This is a genomic window from Magnetococcales bacterium (genome assembly GCA_015232395.1).
In the GTDB taxonomy this organism is placed as follows: Bacteria; Pseudomonadota; Magnetococcia; order Magnetococcales; family JADFZT01; genus JADFZT01.
Genome location: JADFZT010000033.1, coordinates 1 through 24,110, shown reverse-complemented (window position 1 = coordinate 24,110; position 24,110 = coordinate 1). Strand labels below are relative to the sequence as shown.

Sequence of the window (24,110 nt, the reverse complement as noted above, 5' to 3'; positions counted from 1 at the left end):
GCCAACCGGGTTGTTTGGTATCCCTGTCACCCACCTGTTTTTTTTATTCTTCTCCTCAGGCGGCCACCAGAGGCCGATCACCTGAAATCAGTCGCCCCCGATCATCCAGCACACCCACCTCCAGCTGAAGCGTGACCCCGCTGGTCTTGGCCACCCGCTCCTGGACCTGTTCGATCAGTCCAACCATCTCCCGGGAGGTGGCCTTGTGTCGATTGATTAAAAAATTACTATGCTTTTCTGATACTTGCGCCCCACCAATCGCCACACCCCGCATCCCGGCGGCATCAATCAACTGCCACGTTTTGGCTCCTTGTGGCGGGTTTTTAAAGGTGCTTCCCGCCGAGGGATGTTCCAAAGGCTGACTCTTTGTGCGCAACTGGTTGATCCGGCGCATCCGCTGCAATATCTCCCCGGGATGATCCCGAGTGAGACGCAAGCGGGCGGAAACAAAAATGGCCCCCTCCGGAATCCGGCTCTGCCGATACCCCAACGCCAGCTCTTCCGAGGTCATGGCTATCCGCTCTCCCTGGGCAGTCAGCAGCAAGGCCTCCACCAGGACATCCCGCATCTGTTGTCCATAAGCCCCGGCATTCATTCGCAAAGCCCCGCCAAGAGTGCCTGGAATGCCGCCCAAAAATTCGACCCCCGCCAACCCCTGGCGTCGGGCATAATGGGCCAATGCGCGGGTGGAAAGCCCAGCTTGAGCCTCCAAGGTGACTGTGGATTCAGCCTCTGCCACCACCTGAATTTTACATAACCCCTGGGTGAGTGCGACCACCCCGCCGCCAAAGCCCCGATCATCCAACAAGAGATTGGAGCCGCCGCCCAAAACCAAAAGAGGCACTTCCCGGGGCCACCCAGCCAAAAGCCGGGCCAGATCCGCCACCCCTGCCGGAAAAATCAACCACCGGGCAGGCCCACCAATGCGCCAGGTGGTGCGCGAAGCGAGGGGAACCTGCTCCTCCACCCGCCCCAAAAGCCCGCTGATGGGAAATGAACCACTCATGATCTTTCAGCAGCCCCTCCCCCCCAGTGATCTGACCACCCCACGGCCCCACTCCTCCCAAACCTCATCCTCACGACTTCGACGCCGCACCAAAGGCTCTGGCCCGATGGGTAATGTCTCCAGCACCGAGAAAAGCCATCACATCTCCAGGCTCGGCCAATGCGTCCAATTTTTGCTGCCACTTGGGACCGTTGGGCAGAGCCATGGCCTGGGTGCGGCTCTGCTCTTGAATGCCTTCCACCAGCCTGGCCTGTCCCCGACTACCCATCAGTTCAGCGGTGGGCTGCTCTCCCGCCGGATAGATCTTGTCTACCAACACCAGATCCGCCTCCCCGAAAGAGGCGCAAAAATCATCCAGCAGATCACTCACCCGGCTATAGCGGTGGGGCTGAAAGACCGCCACCAGGCGTCTCTCCCGACCAAAACCGCCACGGGTAGCGGCCAGGGTCGCCCGAATTTCGGTGGGATGATGGGCATAGTCATCGATCACCACCCGCTCCCGGGTATCCAACAGCAGATCAAAGCGGCGCTGCACCCCCTCAAAGCCGGAAAGGGCCGTGCCGATCTCCTCCCAAGCGATTTCCAACTCCCGGGCGACCGCGATGGCGGCCAGGGTGTTGGCGACGTTGTGGTGACCGGGCAGCGTGATGGAAACCTCGCCCAAATCCCGAATCTCCTCTCCCCCCGGATCGGTATGGAGCACATTGAAGCAGACCCGCAGGCCATCCTGGCGCACATCCACCGCCTGGTAGTCCGCTCCCGGTTGCAGGCCATAGGTGATGACCCGTTTATCCCCGAGAAGACGCCCCAGAGCTGCCACTTCCGGATGATCCCGGCAGAGGACGGCTGCGCCGTAAAAAGGGACTTTTTCCGCAAACCCCCGAAACGCCCGGCGCACCGCCGCAAAGTTGCCGTAGTGCTCCATGTGCTCCGGATCGATGTTGGTGATGACGGCAATGGTGGGCGAAAGCTTCAAAAAAGAACCGTCGCTCTCATCCGCCTCGGTGACCAAAAAATCTCCCCGTCCCAGCCGGGCATTGGAGCCCAAGGCTTTGACAATGCCGCCGTTGACCACCGTCGGATCCATCCGGGCCTGCTCCAAAAGGGTGGCAATGATGGAGGTGGTGGTGGTTTTACCGTGGGTGCCCGCAATGGCGATGGAATATTTGAGCCGCATCAGCTCCGCCAACATTTCCGCTCTGGGCACCACCGGAATGCGCAAGCGGCGAGCCGCCTGAATTTCGGGGTTGTCCCGGGCGATAGCGGCGGAGTAGACCACGGCATCCACCCCCTCGACCCGCTCCGGATCGTGACCCTGATGGATCTCAGCCCCCAGCACCTTGAGCCGTTCGATGGTGGCGTTGAGCCCCAAGTCCGAGCCGGAAATGAGATAGCCCATATTGAGGAGCACCTCGGCGATACCGCTCATGCCGATGCCGCCGATACCGACGAAGTGCAGCTTTTGAATTTTTTTATACATATCCCCTCAATAGTCAGGAAAGTTTCATCATACTCTTTCCCAACCGGCTTTTCATGGAACTCCACGGCACCACACCGCTGAAAAATCCCGTCTACTCTGCCACACCTTCGATTGAGCCTCGCCCAATCCAAAGCAGCTCTCCGACAGGTCCAACACACCCGATCCAACAAGCCCAATCCCAACCCGGCAAATCCGTCAGCTCATACCACCCGATCCGCCAACTCATGCCACCGGCGTGACAAAACTTTCCCCGGCAAGCCCTCGAAGTTCTTGAACGATCTCCCGGGCCGCATGGGGATTATCGAGTTTGCGCGCCATCGCCCCAGTTAGCTCAAGCCCTTTGGGATCGTTATGGCGTTCCAGCAAAAAATCCCGCAACCATCCAGGGCTAAAATCATCCTGGGGGCAGACCCAGGCACCCCCCGGGGAAGCCAAAGCCAAGGCGTTGGCAGTCTGATGATCGTCAGCCGCCCAAGGATAGGGAATCAGCAATGCGGCCTGACCCATGGCTGCCAGTTCGGCAATGGTGGTGGCACCAGCTCGACAGATCACCAGATCCGCCTGCCGATAGCTGCCCGCCATATCTTCGATAAAAGGCAACACCTCCGCCTCAATTTCCTCCCGTTGATAAAACCCTTTGAGCGCCTCTACATCCTCTTTGCGGGCCTGGTGCTTTATTTTTAAGGGAATCTCCCCCGTTTTTTTCAGGGCGGCCAACGCCTCCGGCACCACCTGGCCAAAGATCGACGCCCCCTGACTCCCTCCAAACACCAACAGCTTGAAGGCGTCATCCCCTCCCTCTGCCGTCAGTGAGCGCCCCTCCTCCCGGGATTGGCGAAACTGAGCCCGTACCGGGTTGCCGGAAACCTGGGTATCACACCCTATGAAGGCCAAAGCCGCATCGGGAAAACTGATAAAAACCCGCTTTACAAATCGCCCCAACCAACGGTTGGTAAGTCCCGGCCAGGCATTTTGCTCGTGCAGTGCGGTGGGGATTCTCAAAAGCCACGCCGCTGCCACCGCTGGTGCAGAAGCAAAACCACCCATCCCCAACACCGCTACCGGTTTAAACCGCCGCACAATGGTGATCGCGCTCCACAAGGCCAACGGCAACCCCAGCAAAGTCAGCAGACGCCCCTTAAGCCCCGCCCCCTTGATTCGCCCCACTTTGAGGGTTTCCAGATGTTTGTTCAATCGCGGCAAAAGGCGATATTCAAGCCCCTCCCGGGTGCCCACAAAAAGCACCTCGCCGCCATCCGCCTCCCACGCCTCGGCCACGGCCAGTGCAGGAAAAAGATGGCCGCCAGTGCCACCCCCGGCAATCAACAGCCGCGGCCCCTTCCCTTTCAAGGCCAACTCCCCGGATTCCGTGGTCACGCGTCTGACTCCCTGATCAGCTTTACCATTTTTCTTCCTCCGCCACTGTCCGGGAAAAGGCCAGCAGGAGCCCAACCGCACCCATGGTGATAATCAGGGAGCTACCCCCATAGCTCACCAAGGGTAAAGTCAATCCCTTGGGTGGCAGCAGCCCCATCACCACCCCCATATTGGCCAAGGCCTGGGAGCCGATCAGCATGGTGAGCCCCCCCGCTCCCAACCGCACGAAGGGGTCGGTGGCCTTGCGGGCAATATTGAAGGCGCGCCAGATAAGCACCGCAAACAGCAGAATGATCGTCAATACCCAAAAAAGCCCCAACTCTTCACCAATCACCGCAAAGATAAAGTCGGTATGGGACTCCGGCAGATAAAACTGCTTCTGCTGTCCCTGCCCCAGGCCGGTGCCGTGCAGTCCACCGTTACCAAAGGAGAGCAGGGACTGGACCAGCTGAAAGTCGCTGTTGGAAGGATCGTCCCATGGATCCAAAAACGACGTCACCCGACGAAACCGATAAGGGGCCATCATGATCCCGGCGGCGGCCAGAGGAATGGCGACCAAAATCAGCCCGGTAATCCAGGCAAAGGGTATCCCGGCGATGAAGATCATACCAAAGAGCACCATGCCGCTGATCAACACGCTGCCAAAGTCCGGCTCCGCCAGAAGCAGCGTCACCGACAGGCCATAGACCAGCATAATGGGAAACAACCCCTGGCGAATTCGGTGAACCCGCCCCAGATCATCACTCAACTGATGGGCCATGTAGAGCACCAGCATCACCTTGAAGGGCTCTGAAGGCTGCATGGTAAAAAATCCCAGATTCAGCCACCGCCTGGCCCCACCACCTTCCATCCCCAGCCCCGGCACCAACACCAGAAGCAAAAGAAACAGGGTAATCGCGAATCCGTAACGGCCCAAAGTGCGAATGAGGTGCATCGGCAGGCGACTCGCCACCGCCAGCACGACCATTCCCAAGAGGGCAAACACCCCATTGCGCAGAGCATAGTGGGTCGGATTGCCAAAATTTTTCTGGGCCACCGGTGAAGAGGCGGAATAGACCATCACCAAGCCGATGATCAAAAGGGCAAAAGCGGTCCCCGCCAACCACATGTCGATGCCCGGCGCCTGGCTCTCGTCTTTTTTCCCCCGCCCCTTTTTAGAGTGCATGGACCGCCTCCCGAAAAACATCCCCCCGATGCTCAAAACTGTCAAACTGGTCAAACGAGGCACAAGCCGGAGAGAGCAACACCGCACACCCCGGCTCAGCCAGATCCCGGGCCATCTCCACCGCCTCGGCCATCCCCCCGACTTTTTCGATTCGAGCCAGCCCCGCAAAGGCCTTTTCCATGGCTCCAGCAGCCTCACCCATCAGGATGACCGCCTCGGCATGTTGGCGCACCAGGGGGGCCAGCATGGCAAAATCGCCTTTTTTGTCCCGCCCCCCGGCGATGAGAATCACCCGCCCCGTCAGAGAACTCAGGGATTGGGCCACGGCTCCGGCGTTGGTCCCCTTGGAGTCGTTGTACCAGGGCACCCCGTCCAGGGTCCGGATCCATTCCATACGGTGGGGAAGCCCGGGAAAGGTTTCCAACACCTGGGAGATCACCTCGGGCGCGACACCTTGGGTCAAAGCCACCGCTGTCGCTGCCGCCGCATTGGCCTTGTTGTGCCGCCCCACCATACGCAGGCGGGTCAGATCCATGAGCGGGGCCGGCCTGCCGTTGCGAAAATCGATGAGATGCTCCCCCAAGGCAGAGATTCCCCCCGGCATGGGCCGTTGAATCGAAAAGGGCATCAACCTTCCAGGACCATTTTCCAACTCCCTGAGCAGTGGCCCCAGCAGCACCGGATCATCGCCACTCACAACCCCCCAATCCCCAGCCTGCCGGTTTTCAAAAATCCGTTTTTTAGCCTCCAGATAGGCAGCCAGATTGTCATAACGATCCATATGGTCCGGCGTCAGATTGAGCAACACCCCCACCTGGGCTCGAAACTGGTCGATGGACTCCAGCTGAAACGAAGAAAGCTCCAGCACATACCCCTTGGCCTTGAGATCCCACAGGGAGAGGGCCGCCTCTCCCAGGTTGCCCCCTACCTGAAAATTTTTCCCGGCCTCGTTCAACATCTGTCCCACCAGGGTGGTCACGGTGGATTTACCGTTGGTTCCGGTAATGCCGATAAAGGGACGTTCCCCTACCTGTTCGTTAACCCAGGTGTAGAGCCATTCGATGTCGTTAATCACCGGCACCCCCCGGGAGAGGGCCTCCGCCAGGGCGGGATGACGACGGGGAATCCCCGGGCTCAACAGCACGCTTTCACAATCGGCCATGGCAGCGGCTGGCAGCTGACCCAAGTTCAGAGTCACTCCCGGCAGCTGACCCAAACCCTTGGCGGCTGCAGGATGGGGATGTTCATCACAGGCCAGCACCCGCACCCCCAGGGCTGCCAAAAACCGCACCGAAGCAGCTCCCGTCAGACCCAAGCCAGCCACGGCCACCGGACCGGAGCCTGATCCATGGTGGAGTCGGCTCATGGGTGACACCTCTGACGTGTGTGAGTGCAAACAGTCATGATCAACGAATCTTCAAGGTGGCGAGCCCGACCAGGGAAAGGATCACCGAAATGATCCAAAACCGGACGATGATTTTCGGCTCCGCCCACCCCTTCAGCTCAAAGTGATGGTGGATCGGAGCCATGCGAAACACCCGCTTGCCGATCAGCTTGAACGAGGCCACCTGGACAATCACCGACAGGGTTTCCATCACAAACACCCCGCCGATAATGGAAAGAACGATCTCATGACGGGTCACCATGGCGACACTGCCCAGAGCCGCTCCCAGGGCCAACGAACCTACATCCCCCATAAACACCTGGGCCGGATAGGTGTTGAACCATAAAAACCCCAAAGCCGCCCCCACCATCGCCCCGCAAAAAACCGACAACTCCCCTGCCCCGGAGACATAGGGAATACCCAGATATCCGGCAAAGTGAACGTGACCGGTGACATAGGCGATCAGCAAAAAACTCATGGCGGTCAGCAGCGTAGGACCAATGGCCAAGCCATCCAGACCGTCGGTCAGATTGATGGCGTTGGCACTGCCCGCAATGACCAAAATGGCGAAAGGAAAAAAGAGCCAGCCTAAATCGTAAAAATAATCCTTCACAAACGGAAACGACAGTTGGCCAAACCCACCATCCATCCCCATCAACACCCCTGCGGCCCCTAAAGCGATGGCGCTTTGGAGGAATATCCGCACCCGCCCGGGCACCCCCTTGGGATTGTTTTTCAAAAGCTTCAGGGAGTCGTCCCAAAAACCGATGGCTCCAAATCCCAGGGTGGTCAACAAAACCACCCAGATGAAACGATTGGTCAGGTCGGCCCACAGCAGGGTAGGCACCGCAATGGCCAGGATAATCAGGGTGCCCCCCATGGTGGGGGTACCGGCCTTTTCCAGAAGATGGCGTTCCGGGCCGTCATCCCGGATGGGCTGCCCTTTTTTTTGCATCTTTTGCAGGGTGCGGATCACCAACGGCCCCACCACAAAGGAGAGAATCAGGGCGGTCAAAATCGCACCAATCGTACGGAAAGTGATATATTTAAACAGGTTAAGCGCCGACCAATGATCAGAAAGGGGATACAGAATATTATATAGCATAAGTACTTCCGATTGGTTGAATCCCTGTGACCTGTCCCATTACCCGTCCCCTTTGAACCACCGGTTCCGTTTAACCTGCCCCACCCGATGATTAAACCTGCTCCGGTCTTTCCTCAAACCTGCCCCGGCCCTTCTTTCAATCCTGTCCCAATAAATCCTGAACAATCCGTTCCATAGCCATCCCCCGGGAGCCTTTGACCAACACCACATCACCAGGCTTCAACAAGGGAGCCACCTCCCCCAGCCACCCTTCGGCTTTATCCCGATGTTGACTTTCCAGGCGCATCTCCCCAGCCACAGCCTCATGCAGGGCTTTCATCAAAGGGCCTGCGCTCAACAGCAGATCCACCCGCCCGCCAATCACCGCCTCAATCAGCCCGGCGTGAAGCGCACGCTCTTCAGAGCCCAACTCCAGCATATCCCCCAATATCGCCACCCGACGCCCAGCCCCGTCCATTTTCCCCAGGCTCTCAAGAGCCGCCGCAACCGATCCGGGATTGGCGTTGTAGGTGTCATCAATCAAGGTGACGCCTTGAGAGGTGGTTTGCAGATTGCCTCGGCCTGCCGGTGGTTGAAAATCCGCCAATCCAGCGACGATATCTCCCACCTCAGCCCCAACTTCCCGAGCGGCTGCCAGGGCTGCCAGGGCATTCAACGCGGTGTGCTCACCGGTGTGCTTGATTTCAACATTCCTCTCATCCCCGGAGTCGGGGATCCGGAAATGGATTCCGTTGGGAGTATATCGGAATGACCCATACTCCAGATCCCTCGCCCCCTGGGCGCGGCTTCCCCCAAAAGTGATCACCTCTGCCGGGGAAGCCAATTTCCTGAGCAGTGGGGTAAATAGCCCATCCCTGGGCAAGATGCCCACCCCGACGGGGGGGAGGGCTTCCATTAGTTCGCCTTTGGCGGCGGCAATCTCACCCAGATGATTGAATTGCGCCAGGTGAGCGGCTTGAATATTGGTGATCACACCGATATCCGGCTTGGCGATGGCTGCCAGGTGGGCAATTTCACCCCCGGCACTCATCCCCATCTCCACCACCAGCACCTGACATTTTTCCGGCATGGCCAGAATCGTCAGGGGCAGGCCGATATGGTTGTTAAAGTTGCCCCGGGTGGCGTGAACCCGGAATTGATTTTTCAGGCAGCCGGTGGTCATCTCCTTGACCGTGGTCTTGCCAGAGGATCCCGTGATGGCGATCACTTTGGGGTTGACCCGCTTTCGCCATGCTGCCGCCAACCGGGTCAGAGCCGTGAGTGTATCCGGAACCGACAACACCGGAACCGGCGGGGCGGGGTTGATCTCACGGTTGACCAGCAAGGCGGCACACCCCTTTTCCAAGGCCTTGTCGATATAGTCATGGCCATCGAATCGGGGACCGGTGATCGCGGCAAATAGCGCACCGGGTTCCAGAGTGCGGCTGTCGATGGAGACACCCGCAATGGTTTGTTGGGAGTCCACGCCCTCGGGAAGCTGCCAGGCTGCTCCCAGGGTCGAACTGATAAAATTCAGCGTCATTCCCGTTGATGAAACTTTGCTGATCACATCGTTGGAGGGGATCATCTCTGCCCCTCCGGTTTCAGGGTAAAACCCAGCTTTTGCAGATGCTCGCAGGCCACAGCAACATCATCAAAGGGGTGCGCTCCGGAGGCCGTGATCTGAACTGTTTCGTGCCCCTTCCCGGCTATCACCACCGCATCCCCTGCACTGGCCTGGGACAACGCCATCCCAATGGCGCTCTCGCGATCCGCCACTTCCCGGGCGTTACCTCCTGCCTTGGCACATCCAATAAGGATCGCCTCACGAATGGCGGCTGGATCCTCGGAGCGGGGGTTGTCGTCGGTGATAAAGGCAACCTCCCCAAAACGCGCCGCAATCCCACCCATCAAGGCTCTCTTACCCACATCCCGCTCACCGCCGCAGCCAAACACCGGATAGATCCGACCCTCACCAATCACCTCTCGGGTCGTTGCCAGCAGCCGCTCCAACGCTTCGGGGGTGTGGGCATAATCCACCACCACACCAAAAGGCTGGCCTTGGGCGATGGTTTCCATCCGCCCCCGCACGGGTTGAAATCGGGCCAAGCCCCGGGCGATCACCTCCGCCGAAACACCCCTTTCCCAGCAGGCCGCAGCCGCTGCCAAGGCATTGGCGACATTAAACCGCCCCACCGTCCCCATCGTGACCGGAACACCCCCCCCCGGGGTATCCAGATCAAACCGCACCCCTTGCCAGGAGAGCTTCATCCCACGGGCGGCAAAAACCGGTGTGCTGTTGCCTGCCCTTCGACCTTCAGCGCTGTATCCCACCACCCGGGTGCCGGGGAGACATTTTTCCACCAACGCCACACCTCTGGCGTCATCCAGATTGATGATGGCCACTTCCGGCGCAAAATCGGTAAAGAGCCGGGCCTTGGCCTGAAAATAGTCCCCTTCATCCCGATGGTAGTCCAGATGATCCCGGGAAAGGTTGGTATAGATCGCGGTATGGATCGGCATGCCGGCAATGCGATGCTGGGTCAAAGCGTGGGAGGAGACCTCCAGGACCGCTGTGGTGCATTGATTTTCCGCCATCTCCTGCAATCGGGCCTGGAGAAAAACCGGCTCGGGGGTTGTCAGCGGTGAACGCCCCACATATCCGGGATAACGCACACCGGTGGTCCCCATCACCCCCACCCGCTCCCCGGCCTCGGTGAGAATCGCTTCGATCATGGCGGCCACCGAAGTTTTACCGTTGGTGCCGGTTACCGCCATCAATTTCAGATGTTTGGCTGGATGGCCGTAATAATCTGCTGCCAGGAGAGCCAGCGCCTGACGCGGCTCCGGGTGAACCAGCTGGGCGACGGTTTGGCAACGCGTCCCCAAGGGAAGCCGACCCCGACCATCGTGGAGAACAGCCACCGCTCCCTGGGCCAACGCCTGGGGAATAAATCGATTGCCATCCACCTGACAGCCAGGCAAAGCGGCGAAAAGATAGCCCTCACGTACTTTTCTGGAGTCAGCCGTCAGACCCTGAATTTCCCGGTTGGGGCCCAGCAAGGTCATTCCAGGGCAGTGCGCTGCCAGGGTGCTGATATCTGTGGGCAGATCCTCCGGATCCAAAGGAATCAGTGTGGCCTGGTGGGTGCCATGCATCATTTCAGCACCAATCGGAGTTGGTTATCTTCGGTCCGCTCCTGGCGAACGACCAATCCGGACCCTTTGACCAGAGGCACCTCTCCCTGGGCGTAAAGCTTTTCCAAAGCCTCTCCGAGGGTGGCTTGATAGAGGGGCCCGGCCTCCTCACTACCGGTCTCTTTTTGACGGCCTCCCTTGGGAAACTCCGGGGGAAGCATGGGTTTTTTGGTTTTTTCCGGCATCACCGCCAGCAGCGGCATCACCTCTTGGGCGATCTCCCTGAAGACCGGTGCGGCGACCTGGCCACCATAATACTTACCTTCCGGCTCATCGATGCCGATAAAGATGACGATACGGGGCTTTTCGTTGGGGACGAATCCCAAAAATGACGAAAAATAGAGCCCCTCGGCATACCCGCCCTTGGAAGAGGCTTTGCGGGCGGTACCGGTTTTGCCTGCGACCGAATATCCCTCTACCGCAGCTTGGGGGGCCGTTCCTTCCGTCCCCACCACTGTGGTGAGAATTTTACGCAGCTGTCGGGAGGTTTTGGCGCTGATCACCCGCTCCGAAGGGGCAAAGGGGGTGGGGATGATCTCTTCGCCATCCACCTTGCCCACCACCAGTCGCGGGGCGTGCAACAGCCCACCGTTAACCGCTGCGGTGGCCGCCCGCACCAACTGCAAGGGGGTGGCGGTAATGCCATAACCGTAGGAACGGTTGGCCAGCCCCACCTGCCAATAGTGGCGGATGTCCGGAATACGCCCCCTGGCCTCGGCACCCAGCTCCACACCGGTTTCCCGACCAAAGCCAAATTTAAAGATATAGTCTTCCAGCTCCTGGTTGCCCACCATGAGGCCGATTTTGGCAGCGCCCACATTGGAGCTTTTTTGCAGCACCTGCCCCACCGTCAGCCAGCGTTTTTCCCGGTGAAAATCACGAATGATGCGATCTCCAACCCGAAACCGCCCATTTTCCACATCGATGATCTTGTCGGGGGTGACCTTGCCCATGTCGAGGGCGGCGGCCACGGTAAAAATTTTAAAAGTGGAGCCCGGTTCAAAGGCGTCGGTCACGGCCCGGTTGCGTCGATCCTTGGCGGTAGAGGCGGAAAGATTGTTGGGATTGAACCCGGGTTGATTGACCAGAGCCAGGATGTTGCCGTCGGTGGGATCGAGAATCACCACCATCCCACCCTTGGCCTGGCTTTTGCGTACTGCCTTCAGCAGCGCACGATAGGCGATATACTGAATGGTGGTGTCGATGGAGAGAACAATATCGGTTCCGGGCTTGGCCGGCGTAATGGTGCGGCCACCGGGCATGGGACGCCCCAAACGGTCCCGGGTAATCACCTGCAACCCCTGGGTACCCTGGAGATCACCGTCAAAAACCCGTTCCAACCCCTCCACCCCCTTGCCGTCGATATTGACGAACCCCAACACATGGGAAGTAATCTCACCCATGGTGTAAAAACGCTGGGCTGCGGGGATGAAAAACAGCGCTGGATGGTCCAGCTCCTGGATACGCCGGGCGGTTTCGGGACTCACCTTGCGCTTTAACAGGGGAAAAGTGCCGGGTCGCGCTCTGGCCAGGCGCTTGCCGAGTCGTTTTTTGGAGACGCCGATCAGGGGCGCCAATTGATCGGCCAGGTCGTAGGGGTCTTCCACCATGTCTCGATCAACCGAGAGGGTTTTGACCGGCAGGCTGACCGCGAGGGTGCGACCGTTACGATCCAAAAATTGCCCCCGAAAAGCGGGCAGAATCACCTTCTTGCGGTGCTGGGTCGAAGCCTTGTCGTGCAGCATGGAGCCCTGAAGCACCGTAAGATCCACCGCCCGAACAGCCAAAATCACAAAGGCCAGCACGAACAGGCCGGTGATAAATTCAAGACGCCCCCGGGGCAGTTCATACCCCTTGCCAGGCTTGGCCACCGTGCCCAATTTGCGGGAAGTGGTGGGCTTGCGTGTCGATCCTTTGGCGGAGGATCGCCCCCCCTGATAGGTGGAGCGCTGGGATTGGCCTCGGGCCTTGGGCTGCTGCTTGGTCGAACGGGCAGGCTTACGACTGCTGGCGGTACTTTTTTTTCCGCCCGGAGTGCGACGCTGAGAGGTCATGGCTTCACCACCAACCACTGATCGGGCCGGGGTGGGCGCATGCCCAGCTCCTTGCGTGCCCGCCGCTCGATGGTGTTCATATCCGTTCGGGAGACCAGCTCTACCCGCAACTCCTGCTCCTTGTCCTGCAAATGGGCAAATTTTTTCTCTTCTCTACGCAGATCCCGATGTACCTCCAACATCCACATCCGTGAAGTCACGGTGACCGCTGAGGTGATGACCAACAAAAGTGCCAACAAGGCGGGCAAAAGCCAATCGGGCTTCATGGGCTCTCCCCTGCCGTCTCTTTGGGCAGACGCTCAAGAATGCGCATCCGAGCGCTCCGGGAGCGGGGGTTTTGGGCGATCTCTTCAGAGGTTGGCATCACCGGCTTGCGGGTCAGCAGGCGAAATTTTGGTGGGATGGCTTTGGCCGGAATCCAGCGCCCGGCCCGATGCTGCCCCGGAATCAAAGGCTCAATGGGGGAAGAGGCTTTGCGAAAGGTCTGTTTGACCAGCCGATCCTCCAGGGAGTGAAAGCTGATCACCACGATCCGCCCCCCCACGGCCACGGCCTCCATGGCGGCTGCCAGCCCTGTTTCCAGCTCCGCCAGCTCCTGATTGACCGCAATACGCAAGGCCTGAAAGGTGCGGGTGGCCGGATGAATGCGATCCTTGCTTCGGGGCAAAATCCGCTCCAGCAGCCCCGCCAGCTCCCGGGTCCGGGTGAAGGGCTTTTCCTGGCGGTCGGTGACGATGGCCCGGGCAATGCGTCGGGAGTGACGCTCATCGCCAAAACGAAAAATAATGTCGGCCAATTCATCGGCCTTGAGGGTATTGACCAGATCAGCAGCTGAGGGCTGCCCCTTGCCGACTGACTGCGACTTTCCCTGACCTTTGCGACCTTCTCCGGATGAATTTTCCATCACCTCGGACACCTGCTCCATCTGTGGGTCCGCGCTCATCCGCATATCAAGGGGTCCGTCGCTCTGAAAGGAGAACCCCCGTTCAGGGGAATCCAGCTGCATGGAGGAGACCCCCAGATCAAACAGAACGCCGTTGATCTCCTCTATTTGGAGCTCCCCAAGCACCCGGGAGAGGCGACTGAAAGGGCTCTGGATCAATGTGAATCGATCCGGATGGTGCGCCACCACCCGGGCTCCGCCTCGGATGGCTTCCGGATCCCGATCCAATGCCACCACCCGCCCCCCTGGTGAAGTGGCTTCGAGAATCCGTTGGCTGTGCCCCCCGGCACCGAAAGTGGCATCCAGATAGATACCCTCCGGACCGGGGGCCAGCCCCGTTACTGCTTCATGTGAAAGAACACTTTGATGGGCACTCCCCAATTCCGTATGGATAGGAGTCCCCACCGGCTCAGATGATGGAACTGAGCCTTTTGCCAGCAACCAGGGTTTCGGTGCTGTTGTGCACTGCCTGTTGCCAACTGTCCGGCTTCCAGACTTCAAATTTTTTAATGCGGCCGGCAAAAACGGCATCCTTTTCGATCCCCGCATAAGCCCGCAAAACCGGGGGTATGAGAATCCGACCCTGTCTATCGATGGTGAGTTCACAGGCGTGACCGGCAAAAATCCGTTCAAAGGCCTCTACTTCCCGATCCATCATGGGCTCCCGGCTGATTTTATCGATGACATCCTGCCAAGCCGATACTGTAAACCCCAGGAGACAGGTTTCGATCCCCCTGGTGAGAATTACCCGGTCACCGCCCAGATCGCGCACCACCTTACGAAACGGCACCGGCAGACTGATCCGGTACTTGTCGTCCAGGTTATGGCTGTGCTGTCCGAGAAACACTTTTCTTCGCCGCGCCCCAGGTTGGAAGCTTCCCTCACTGCACCCTTACTCCCCACAACTCCCCACTTCATCCCACAACTGAGTATAGGTGCCACTCATAGGGCCTGCAAGATTTAAAAACAGGATTGCCAAAAAAAATGGGATTCTGTGAAAAATTATACAAAAACAATAACTTATATACAAGAACAAACACGCCACACACCCCATAGCCAAGCCCCTGATTTCACCCTTCCATTTAGCTTTGAAGGGTCTGAAAAGAGAAAAACCTAGAGCGGCTGACAGCTGATATTACCTTGAATTTACTGGGTGAAATCGGTTTCCAAAGCAACCATATCCGTCAAGTGGGATGATGTGGGGAGATTTTTAGCCCACTTCCACTCATCACCTCCCCACCCCCCCATCACCAAAAGTGGCTGAAAGAGCAAACAGCGCTTTGAAGTGGCAGGATCAATGGAAAACATTGCACGACACAACCTTCATAAAAAACTTAAAATACAAACACATACACAATATATTCCATGAATATCTGCGCTACTGCCAACTGTCGACAGCCAAAAATGGGGGAGAAAGTGGGGAAGAGAGGGAAAAGTGGGGAATACCAAAAATGGGGGAGAAAGTGGGGAAGAGGGGAGAAAGTGGGGAAGAGGGGAGAAAGTGGGGAAGAGGGGAGAAAGTGGGGAAGAGGGGAGAAAGTGGGGCCGGAGCGGGCCTGTAAGCCGGGTTCTGTCTCCCACCGCTTTCCCCAACAGCGGCAAGGAGGCGACCATTCATCTGGGATGACCGTTACCGATCACCTCATGCAACCTACCCGGGGACTGGACGGGCAGCCTTTAACGTCCCCCTATTTGGTCTTGCTCCGGATGGGGTTTACCATGCCGCTTCCGTTACCGGAAAACGCGGTGCGCTCTTACCGCACCCTTTCACCCTTACCGTCGGGTTATAAAAACCCCGTTCGGCGGTCTGCTCTCTGTGGCACTGTCCCTGGGGTCGCCCCCGCCGGAAGTTATCCGGCATCCTGCCCTCTGGAGCCCGGACTTTCCTCCAGCCAGGGATCAAAAACGGGATAGAGACCGAAACCTCCACCACCCTTTTCAACCCCCAGCCAGCGGCCGCCCGACCCGCTCCGGTTGGTAAAACCTCTTAAACTGAAAACCTTATATAGCAGAACCCGCCCGATTGCACGATTCAACCGGTACAGGGAAGGAGTGAAATAACGGAAACACACTCTGGTCAAACCGCAATTCAAGCTTCGATCAAACCCCTATCCCCTACCTGATATCCCTTGCCACACTCCGAACAGGCCAAATCAGAATCCAGCACCAGGCCACATCGACACACCCAACCCGCCTGCCGCCCGGGATTGCCCACCATCAAGGCATGATCGGGCAGATCCCGGGTCACCACACTCCCCGCCCCCACAAAGCTGTAGCGCCCCAATCGCACCCCGCAAAGAATGGTGGCGTTGGCACCGATGGTACACCCCCGCCCTACGTGTGTCGGACGAAACGCGTGTTTTCTGGAGATAAAGGCCCGGGGGGTGACAACATTGGTAAAAACCATACTCGGACCACAAAACACCTCCGCCTCCAGCTCCACCCCCTCATAGATCGACACATTGTTTTGAATCTTACAGCCGTCACCCAGGCGCACGTTGGGACCGATTGCGACATTTTGACCGATGGTGCACCCCGCCCCAATCCGGGTTCCTGACAAAAGATGGGAAAAATGCCAGACTCGGCTCCCCTCCCCAATCTCCACCCCGGAATCAACCACAGCGGTTTCGTGGATAAAAACAGCGTCAGCCAAAGCCCCCTCCCCTTATCTCTTCCCACCCCCAGACAGTCACCCCCCCATTGCATCCAATCCCCACCTCAGTTCCATCCCCCCCGACCAGCCCAAACCACTCAACCAAGGGGCAGGATCGGATAGACCCTTTTGCCACCCCCTTTTTCCGGCAGAGGGATCCGCACGGTAGCGGTCACCCCCCCTTCCGGATGATTGACCAGTTCCAGCTCTCCCCGGTGTTGGGTCACAATCCCATAGCAGACTGCCAACCCCAAGCCCGTGCCATCCCCCACCCGCTTGGTGGTAAAAAAAGGCACCATCACCCGGCCCATGATTTTTTCCGGAATACCACAGCCATTATCCCGAATGGTGAGCACCCCACACCCCTCTTCCAAAAAAGAGGTCAGATGGAGCACCCCACCCTCCTCGGGACAGGCATCCAGAGCATTGTTCAATAGATTGATGCACACCTGCTCCAATTTACCGTAAAGCCCTGCCACATCCGGCAGATCCGCCAAATCCCGGTGCAAGACGATCCCTTCCAGCCGATGCTCCACCAACTGTAGGGCGGATTCCAAAACATCGTTGAGATCCAGCGGGGAAAACCCTTGGTCACCTTGGCTGGAAAAGGCCAGCACCTCCTTGGCAATCTGGGAGGAGCGATCCAAACTGCGTTCAATGATTGCCATCTGGTGACGCGCATCACTGCTGGAAGCCAAGACCTCTTCCAGTTCCATTTTCAGTCCCTGGAGGTTGATGGAGGCACTCGCCAGGGGATTGTTCACCTCATGGGCAAGCCCCGCCGCCAGTCGCCCTACCGAAGCCAGCCGCTCAGCGGATTGGATCCGGGCCTCCAACTCCCGCTCCTGGGTGATATCCCGCATCTGAAAAACGCTGTAGAGAGGTGCCCCATCACTCCCCCGAATCACCGATACGGCCAGGTGCGCCAAAAAGGCTTGTCCCTCCTTGTTAAAACAGCGTTTATCCCGCTCATACTTGTCGATCTCCCCTTGCTGGATACGCGCCTGGGAGTCCAGATCCTCCGGCAAATCCTCCGGGTGGGTGAAGCTTTGAAAATCCATTTTCAGCAGTTCCGCTTCACCATAACCGGTCATGCGGCAGAGGGCCTGATTGACCAGCAGCAAGTGACCACTGGGAGAGACCAGAGCCATGCCGTGGGCTGCCCCCTCGAAGGCCCCTCGAAAGCGCTCCTCACTCTGCCTGAGCCTGTCTTCCGCCTCCTGCCTCTGATGGATCTCCTGTTCCAACTCGATATTGGATCGCTCCAACGCCGCCTTGCGCCCTTCCAGCTGGCGGGCCAATTCGTGGTTGCGATGGGTGCGCCCGGTGATCACCAAAAGCGACGCCGCCAGAAGCCCGGAAAAAAGCAGCCCCCCCAAAGGCAGCATCCACTCCCCCCAATCCCTGAATTCCGACCGGTAGCGATAAGTGGTGTCGAAGGTGAAACGCCACACCCGCCCCCGCATGTCATAGGTTTGGTTCCAACGGAACCCCTTGGGATCCACCAGAGGGATGATCTCATCGGGAAACTCGAAGACCGCACCATCCTTGCGCAAAAAGATGGTTATGAGCTGCTTTTCCTCAGCCAAACCCGGTGTGACATCGTAGACCCGCCCGACCACATGCTCCAGATGTTTCAGATAATCCTTGCCAAAAGCGTGGCGAATCACATCTCCCAGGCGAAACACCCCCACCCCAAACCCAAGCAGATTATTGCGCCGATCTGCTACGGATTCAACCTCCAGGGGCCACCGATAAATTGGCAAAAAAACAAGCACTCCCAAAGACTTGCGGATATTTTGAACCAGATTGATGGGGGCCGTGGCAACAGGTTGGCCACTGTCCCGGGCCATATCGAGAGCCACCTTGCGCTCCGGCGTGGAGGCCACGTCAAAACCAACGGCACTGCGATTGGTTTCCAGAGGTTCGATATAGTTGACAACGATATATTCATCCCGGACACCCGCCGGAACCAACAGCCCCTCAGGGGATTTTTCAGTAATCTCAAAATTCTCCAAAAAATCCCACCGTACCCGGGCTTCGAACTCCGCACGCTCCTGGTTCAAAATGCGTGGATTCCAGGAGATGGCCTGAATCCCTGGATGGCGGGGCAACACGCCCCGAACAAAGGCCTTGAACTCCTCCCGGGAGACATGTTGAGAGCCGGCAAAATAACCTTCCAGAGACCAGATCACTTCCAGGTAGCGATCAAACTGACTCTCCAGGGTGTGGGCCAACACCCGCGCCTCCTCTCGAAAGGCATTTCTCAAACGATCCGCTTCATAGCGGCTCGAATAGGCAAACATTTGAGTCAGCACAACTGCTGCGATCACCAATGGCCACCCAACGGCAACGCCCCTTCCCCGCCAGAGAGAGCGGGGCGTTCCAAAAGCGATCAGCATCAATGGCAAAACAAAAAAAATGCCGAGGCTCTCCCCCACCCACCAGGTCCACCAGGTAAAACGCAGATCGACGGTCTGGACAAACTCCAAAGTCCAGAGCACCCACACCACCACCGAAGCGCCCAGCAGACAGGCGCCCGGCCCCACAATAAGAAACAGGCGGGCCACACCCATGGCATCGTCGAGACGCAGGGAGATTCGAAAAAGGCGTCTTGCCAGAAGATAGCCCAGCACCGCCTGGAGAGTGCCCGCCACAGCCATGCCCACGGCCAAGGCATAACCGTGAATGGTAAACGGCCCCCCTTCTTCCAGAAAGGCCCACAATCCCAGAAAAAAGATCCCTAAAAACACCCCTGGCCACAACCGCCACCCCCAGAGCAGAAGCCCCGCCAAAGCCACCCCGGAGGCTGGATGGATGACCGTACTGTGGGTGGGGGGCAGGGAAAAGAGCAGACTGGGAAAACCTGCCAAAAAGCAGGCCAGCACCATCTTAAAAATATTGAGGTTGTGGGCATCACTTTCCGAGCGCACCCGACGGGCAATCATCCACCGCTCCCCTGGCTTTCATGCCCCACCAGATGACCCTCACGGACCCCGCTCAGGGGTTGGGCCAAAGCTTTGAGAAGAGTCTCCTTGCGAATCGGTTTGGCCAGGTGGCCATCACACCCCGCCGCTGCCACCTTTTGGGCGACCTCTTTCATGACGTGGGCGGTCAGCGCAATAATCCGAGTGGGCAGGCAGCCTGTTTCCCGCTCCCACGCCCGTATCGCCCGGGTAGCGGCATAACCATCCATGACCGGCATCTGAATATCCATCAGCACCACATCAAACCGACCGGCTTGAAAACGCTCCACCGCTTCCTGACCGTTATTAGCCAGGGTCAAGGTATGGGGGGTTTTCTTCAGATAGGCCTTGAGAAGCAGCAAATTATCCATCGCATCATCCACTGCGAGAATCTCAAGCCCCCTGTCCAGGGCCACCCCCTGAGCCTGACTCGAACCCCTCTCTCTCCCTGGATCAAACCCATCCCCGGCCTCCATCAACACCGATGGCAGCTCAACTGTAAAAGAAAAAACACTCCCCTCATCCACCACACTTTGCACCCCGATCTCCCCCCCCATCAGAGTGACCAGCTTGCGACAGATGGAAAGCCCCAGCCCCGTCCCCCCAAAACGGGAGGTGGTTCGGCTCCCCTCCGCTTGTTGAAAAGGCTCGAAAACCTTTTCCAGGCGCTCTGGTGCAATACCGATTCCGGTATCCCTCACCTCAAAATGCATTTTTTGGCTATCCAGAGGCACGGCCTTCAGCTCCACACTCCCCTTTTGGGTAAACTTGATCGCGTTACCCAACAGATTGTATAGAATCTGCCGAAGCCGCTGGGAATCCCCTTTCACCCAAATGGGCTTCTCTCCTTCCGACTGACAGTGAAGGGCAATCTCCTTGGAATCAGCATTCACTCGAAGCACCGACACCACCTCTTCAAGCAACGCTCCCAGATCAAAGGGCTGCTCTTCGAGCTGCATCTGACCCGCTTCAATTTTGGATAGATCCAAAATATCGTTGATCAAGACCAGCAAGGTATCCCCGGCATTGATGACGATATCCAAATAGCTGCGCTGTACTTTGTCCAGATGGGACTCCCTGAGCACATCCCCCAGACCGATGATGGCGTTGAGAGGGGTGCGCAGGTCGTGGCTCATGGCGGCCAAAAATTCACTCTTGGCCCGATTGGCCGACTCCGCCCGGGATTTGGCCTGCTCCAGATCCGTCTCCATGCGTTTGCGCTGGGTGATATCCTGTATCATACCGATGACAAAGGCGACCTGGCCGTTGGTGGAGAGCACCGGCGTGACGGTCAGGTGCGCCCAAACGGTCCCACCTCCCTTGCGGAAATAACGTTTTTCCAGTTCGAAGGAAGCGCGCTCTCCCGCCAACACTTCCTGATAAAATCGGATATTATCCTTCAGGCCGTCGGGGTGGGAAATATGCTGCCAGCAATAACCATCCAACTCTTGTGGTGTATAGCCCAATATTCGGGCAAAAGCGGCATTGACCTGGAGGAGCCGTCCGTTGAGATCCCCCATGGCGATGCCCATCCCCCCCTGATCGAAAATCGCCCGGAAGGTGGCCTCATTTTCCCGCAACTCCGCTTCCATACGGGTGCGCTCGGTAATATCAAAGGCCACCCCCCCCAAAAAATGTTCTCCCCGGGAATTTCGAAAACCAAACTTGTGGGAAAGCCAATGGCTGATTTTATCCCCACGGGGCACGCTTTCCTGAAACACCCGATGCTGGCCACTCAAGAGAACTTCCCGATCATCCGCAGCCAAAGAATCGGCGATCTCCCCGGGATAAAAGTCGTAGCTGGTCCGACCTTCCCAGCCAGACCTTTGTCTGCCGGTCAATTTTTCCCAGGCGGCATTGGCATAAACCATCCGCCCCCGGTCATCCTTGATAAAGGCAACCAGAGGGGTATGTAACATGAATTGATGAAATCGCTCCTCGCTATCCCGCAACGCCTCTTCCGCCGCCCGCCGAGAGGTGATATCCCGCACCACGCCGCGAAAGCCGAAAAATTCCCCCTCCGAATCAATGATCGGCTGACCATTCACCTCAACAAAAATCAGGGTACCGTCTCTCTTCAGAGTGGGCACCTCCAGGTCGGCAAAAGGGGTCTGCTCCTGGTAGTGCCTCCGCAACAACGCCTCAATCCCAGGAATACTGGAAGGCTCCCATAAAGCCTGGGGCCGGGTGCCGATCAACTCTTCAGGGGGATAACCCAGCAACGCCTCCACTTTGGGGCTCACATAGGTGTAGCACCCCTCCCGGTCGATCTCCCAAATCCAGTCGTTGAGGGTTTCCACCAAACCCCGAAATCGCTGTTCACTCTCGAAAAGCGCCCGGGTTCTCTCTTCCACCCGAACTTCCAGATGGTCCTTGGACTCCTGAAGGGCGCTTTCGGCCTTTTTTCGGCGAATGACGTTGGCGGCCAACAGCAAGACCAGCACGGTCAGCAGGAGGATCACCCCCACCGCTGACCAGAAAAAGAGGGCATACTCCCGCAACAGGGAAGGGGGCTGATTGACAATGGTGCTGGCTGGGGGGAGTTGTGCGGCTGAGATGCCGAAGCGTTGCATCTGCTTATAATCAAACATAAACCGGTTGGTTCCGCTCCAGGAGACGGGCAACTGATTGGGACTCTGGCCATCCAGAATGGCCAAGGCAAAACGGGCCGCTTCCTCCCCTTGATGATAACCACTGATGAGGTTACCCCCTGCGAGACCATACCCCAGATAGAGATCAAGCAGCCCATAAATAGGCACCGGGCTCACCCGGGAAAGCCGCCCCATACTCTCCCAGAAGTCGTAATATTGCCCTGTGGCATCCCGAAAATAGACCCCGAAGAGCACCAGCGTATCCGCGTCCAGCCCCGCCACCCGCTCTTCCAAAACAGTGAAGGGCCACTCCCGGGAAAAAATCAGCTCCACCCGTTTTTCAAACCCGGCCAACTGCTGACGAATGGAGGCCGCCCAGGCCTGACCGGTGGGCAGGTGGTCGTTGATGATAAAAACCCGCTGGGTGTGGGGATGCATTTCCAAAGCGGCTGCAAGGGTCGCTTTGGCGTCAAACACCTCGGCAATACCGGTAAAATGGGGAAATTCCTCGATCCAGGCAGCCTGAAAATTGTTCACCCCACAAAAAACCACCGGAACACCCGGAAAAAGCCGCTCTCCATACGCCCGCATGAATTCAAAGGCGTTATTGTCCGAAACCATCACCAATTCAACGGGTGTCTGTCGATATTTTTGTTCCAGAAGCGCATAGAGCAGGCCCTGATATGTTTCATCATAGGGAACCTGCTTGGTATCCATATATTCGGTATGGAGGTTGAGCTGACCTTGCCGGGGCTCGATGGCATCCTCCACCGCCTGGACCACATTGCGTACCCAGGGCATGGTGGCGTGGTAGGAGTTGAGCAGAAGGATATGACGCTTGGCGGGAGGGGGTGAGGCTTCCAGGGGGTAGGCAGCCAGAAGCGTCAAAAGAGAGAGCAGAAGGAGCAGTGGGGATTTCACCTTAAGCTTCAACAACGCCTCTCCCAGTGGATCACGGTTTGACTGCCCCCAGGCTTGCAAAACAGCATCGGCGTTGATGATACCTCAATATTTTAAACAATCGACAGGATAAAACAGGGTTTTTGAATGATTCCCCGGGATCCCCAGCAAAATCCCATTGAACCCCCGGAATGGTCTATTATATTTTTAAATCATAAGACGCTGCCATACCCTGCTGCCAGAGAAAAAAACCGGCTTGAAAAAAACGCCCCCTTCACTGGCTGGGCAACTGGAACAAACAGACTGAAGATCCAAAAAAATCCATTCCCTCAACCGACTTGGAATAAACACATCCCGCCACCCAAGCTGCCCCATCCCGCTCCCAAACCGGTCACCCGAAGGTTTCTGGTTGGAGAGGGGACGAGATCGTTGCGCCCGGTTTTTTTTCGGATGGTCCAACGGATTCCTGATTCCAAACGCCCATCCAGGATTGAGCTTGCCTGCCGGTCAACCACTTCAAATCAATCCAGCCAAATTCAGGGTGCTCCAGATAAGGCTCGGGGTGGAAAAAACAGCGGCTGCTGAAAGAATGGCCAACAGGGAAGTGAGGATGGGGGAGCTGAAAGTGTAGGACTCGGTCATGATCTGTCTCCATGATTGTGATTGGCTATTGAATGGTTCGTCCATTCTGTTTGCTGCTTGCCAAAACACACTGCAATGGTCGGGCCATAATTGTTAACTCATTGATTTTTTGATCATTGAACCATTAAATCGGATCATACGCCTGCCAGATGAGCTTGTTTTGTGTTGTGTTTTATGCTTTGTTTACTGTCCAGTTTACTGTCCACAAAAAACACTCCACACCTCACCCAAACAGGTGAAAATCCCCACACCCTCCTGGAACAACAGACCCCACTCCCAGCCAAATCGGGGTTACTTTTCCTCTCGTCCAAGCTGCAATGAGTCATTCAGCTCACTTTTTAAAAAACATTGTGTGATATGACACACTTTTTATCCACTACTCAGTCAAGCACTGCTCCCACCCCACCCTGTTAAATGCTGCGACCTCTTTTTTATGACGCTTCGTAACGATCAGTAAACTATTGTATTTTCCCTCAACCCCCCTCCTTGACTCACCCCTCCCGGAAAACCATCTTCCAAAGCGGCATAAATCCTGCGGAACTCATTTTGGATGAGCCTATCCATTCTCCCCCCCCCCCCCCCCCCCCGCCCCCCCCCCCCCCCCCCCCCCCCCCCCCCCCCCCTAAAAACCCCCCCGCCCCCCCCCCCCCTTTTTAAAAAAAAACCG

Annotated in this window: 14 protein-coding genes and 1 other RNA gene; all 15 read right to left on the bottom strand. The window is 57.6% G+C overall.

The window, feature by feature from the left end:
• Positions 1–55: 55 nt before the first annotated feature.
• Positions 56–1,006 carry a UDP-N-acetylmuramate dehydrogenase gene (gene murB / locus HQL52_10670; GenBank protein MBF0369909.1) on the bottom strand — a complete coding sequence of 317 codons (951 nt, stop codon included), beginning with the start codon at positions 1,004–1,006 and terminating at the stop codon, positions 56–58.
• Between the two features lie 70 nt (positions 1,007–1,076).
• Positions 1,077–2,486 carry a UDP-N-acetylmuramate--L-alanine ligase gene (locus HQL52_10665; protein ID MBF0369908.1) on the bottom strand — a complete coding sequence of 470 codons (1,410 nt, stop codon included), beginning with the start codon at positions 2,484–2,486 and terminating at the stop codon, positions 1,077–1,079.
• A 222-nt stretch (positions 2,487–2,708) separates the two neighbouring features.
• The gene (murG, locus tag HQL52_10660; protein ID MBF0369907.1) at positions 2,709–3,863 is read right to left on the bottom strand and encodes an undecaprenyldiphospho-muramoylpentapeptide beta-N-acetylglucosaminyltransferase; all 1,155 of its coding nucleotides are present in this window, start codon (positions 3,861–3,863) and stop codon (positions 2,709–2,711) included.
• Between the two features lie 22 nt (positions 3,864–3,885).
• Positions 3,886–5,028, bottom strand: coding sequence for a putative lipid II flippase FtsW (ftsW, locus tag HQL52_10655; protein MBF0369906.1), 1,143 nt, complete (start codon positions 5,026–5,028; stop codon positions 3,886–3,888).
• Positions 5,018–6,394, bottom strand: coding sequence for a UDP-N-acetylmuramoyl-L-alanine--D-glutamate ligase (murD, locus tag HQL52_10650; protein MBF0369905.1), 1,377 nt, complete (start codon positions 6,392–6,394; stop codon positions 5,018–5,020). Before murD ends, ftsW begins: the two co-directional genes overlap by 11 nt.
• 40 nt (positions 6,395–6,434) lie before the next feature.
• Entirely contained in the window at positions 6,435–7,517 is a 1,083-nt protein-coding gene (locus HQL52_10645; GenBank protein MBF0369904.1) for a phospho-N-acetylmuramoyl-pentapeptide-transferase, read from the bottom strand.
• 136 nt (positions 7,518–7,653) lie between these two features.
• Positions 7,654–9,084 carry a UDP-N-acetylmuramoyl-tripeptide--D-alanyl-D-alanine ligase gene (locus HQL52_10640; protein ID MBF0369903.1) on the bottom strand — a complete coding sequence of 477 codons (1,431 nt, stop codon included), beginning with the start codon at positions 9,082–9,084 and terminating at the stop codon, positions 7,654–7,656.
• Positions 9,081–10,658, bottom strand: coding sequence for a UDP-N-acetylmuramoyl-L-alanyl-D-glutamate--2,6-diaminopimelate ligase (locus HQL52_10635; protein MBF0369902.1), 1,578 nt, complete (start codon positions 10,656–10,658; stop codon positions 9,081–9,083). The genes HQL52_10640 and HQL52_10635 overlap by 4 nt, the downstream gene beginning before the upstream one ends.
• Positions 10,655–12,748, bottom strand: coding sequence for a penicillin-binding protein 2 (locus tag HQL52_10630; GenBank protein ID MBF0369901.1), 2,094 nt, complete (start codon positions 12,746–12,748; stop codon positions 10,655–10,657). The genes HQL52_10635 and HQL52_10630 overlap by 4 nt, the downstream gene beginning before the upstream one ends.
• Complete coding sequence (locus tag HQL52_10625) at positions 12,745–13,014, bottom strand: cell division protein FtsL (protein MBF0369900.1); 270 nt, start codon at positions 13,012–13,014, stop codon at positions 12,745–12,747. The genes HQL52_10630 and HQL52_10625 overlap by 4 nt, the downstream gene beginning before the upstream one ends.
• Entirely contained in the window at positions 13,011–14,222 is a 1,212-nt protein-coding gene (gene rsmH, locus HQL52_10620; GenBank protein ID MBF0369899.1) for a 16S rRNA (cytosine(1402)-N(4))-methyltransferase RsmH, read from the bottom strand. Before rsmH ends, HQL52_10625 begins: the two co-directional genes overlap by 4 nt.
• Positions 14,223–15,234: 1,012 nt before the next feature.
• Positions 15,235–15,663, bottom strand: an RNA gene (rnpB, locus tag HQL52_10615) — RNase P RNA component class A.
• A 117-nt stretch (positions 15,664–15,780) separates the two neighbouring features.
• Positions 15,781–16,344 carry an N-acetyltransferase gene (locus tag HQL52_10610; protein MBF0369898.1) on the bottom strand — a complete coding sequence of 188 codons (564 nt, stop codon included), beginning with the start codon at positions 16,342–16,344 and terminating at the stop codon, positions 15,781–15,783.
• A gap of 98 nt (positions 16,345–16,442) precedes the next feature.
• A complete protein-coding gene (locus tag HQL52_10605) occupies positions 16,443–19,292 on the bottom strand; it encodes a CHASE domain-containing protein (protein MBF0369897.1) in 2,850 nt (949 codons plus the stop codon).
• Positions 19,289–22,834, bottom strand: coding sequence for a PAS domain S-box protein (locus HQL52_10600; GenBank protein ID MBF0369896.1), 3,546 nt, complete (start codon positions 22,832–22,834; stop codon positions 19,289–19,291). Before HQL52_10600 ends, HQL52_10605 begins: the two co-directional genes overlap by 4 nt.
• Positions 22,835–24,110 lie beyond the last annotated feature (1,276 nt).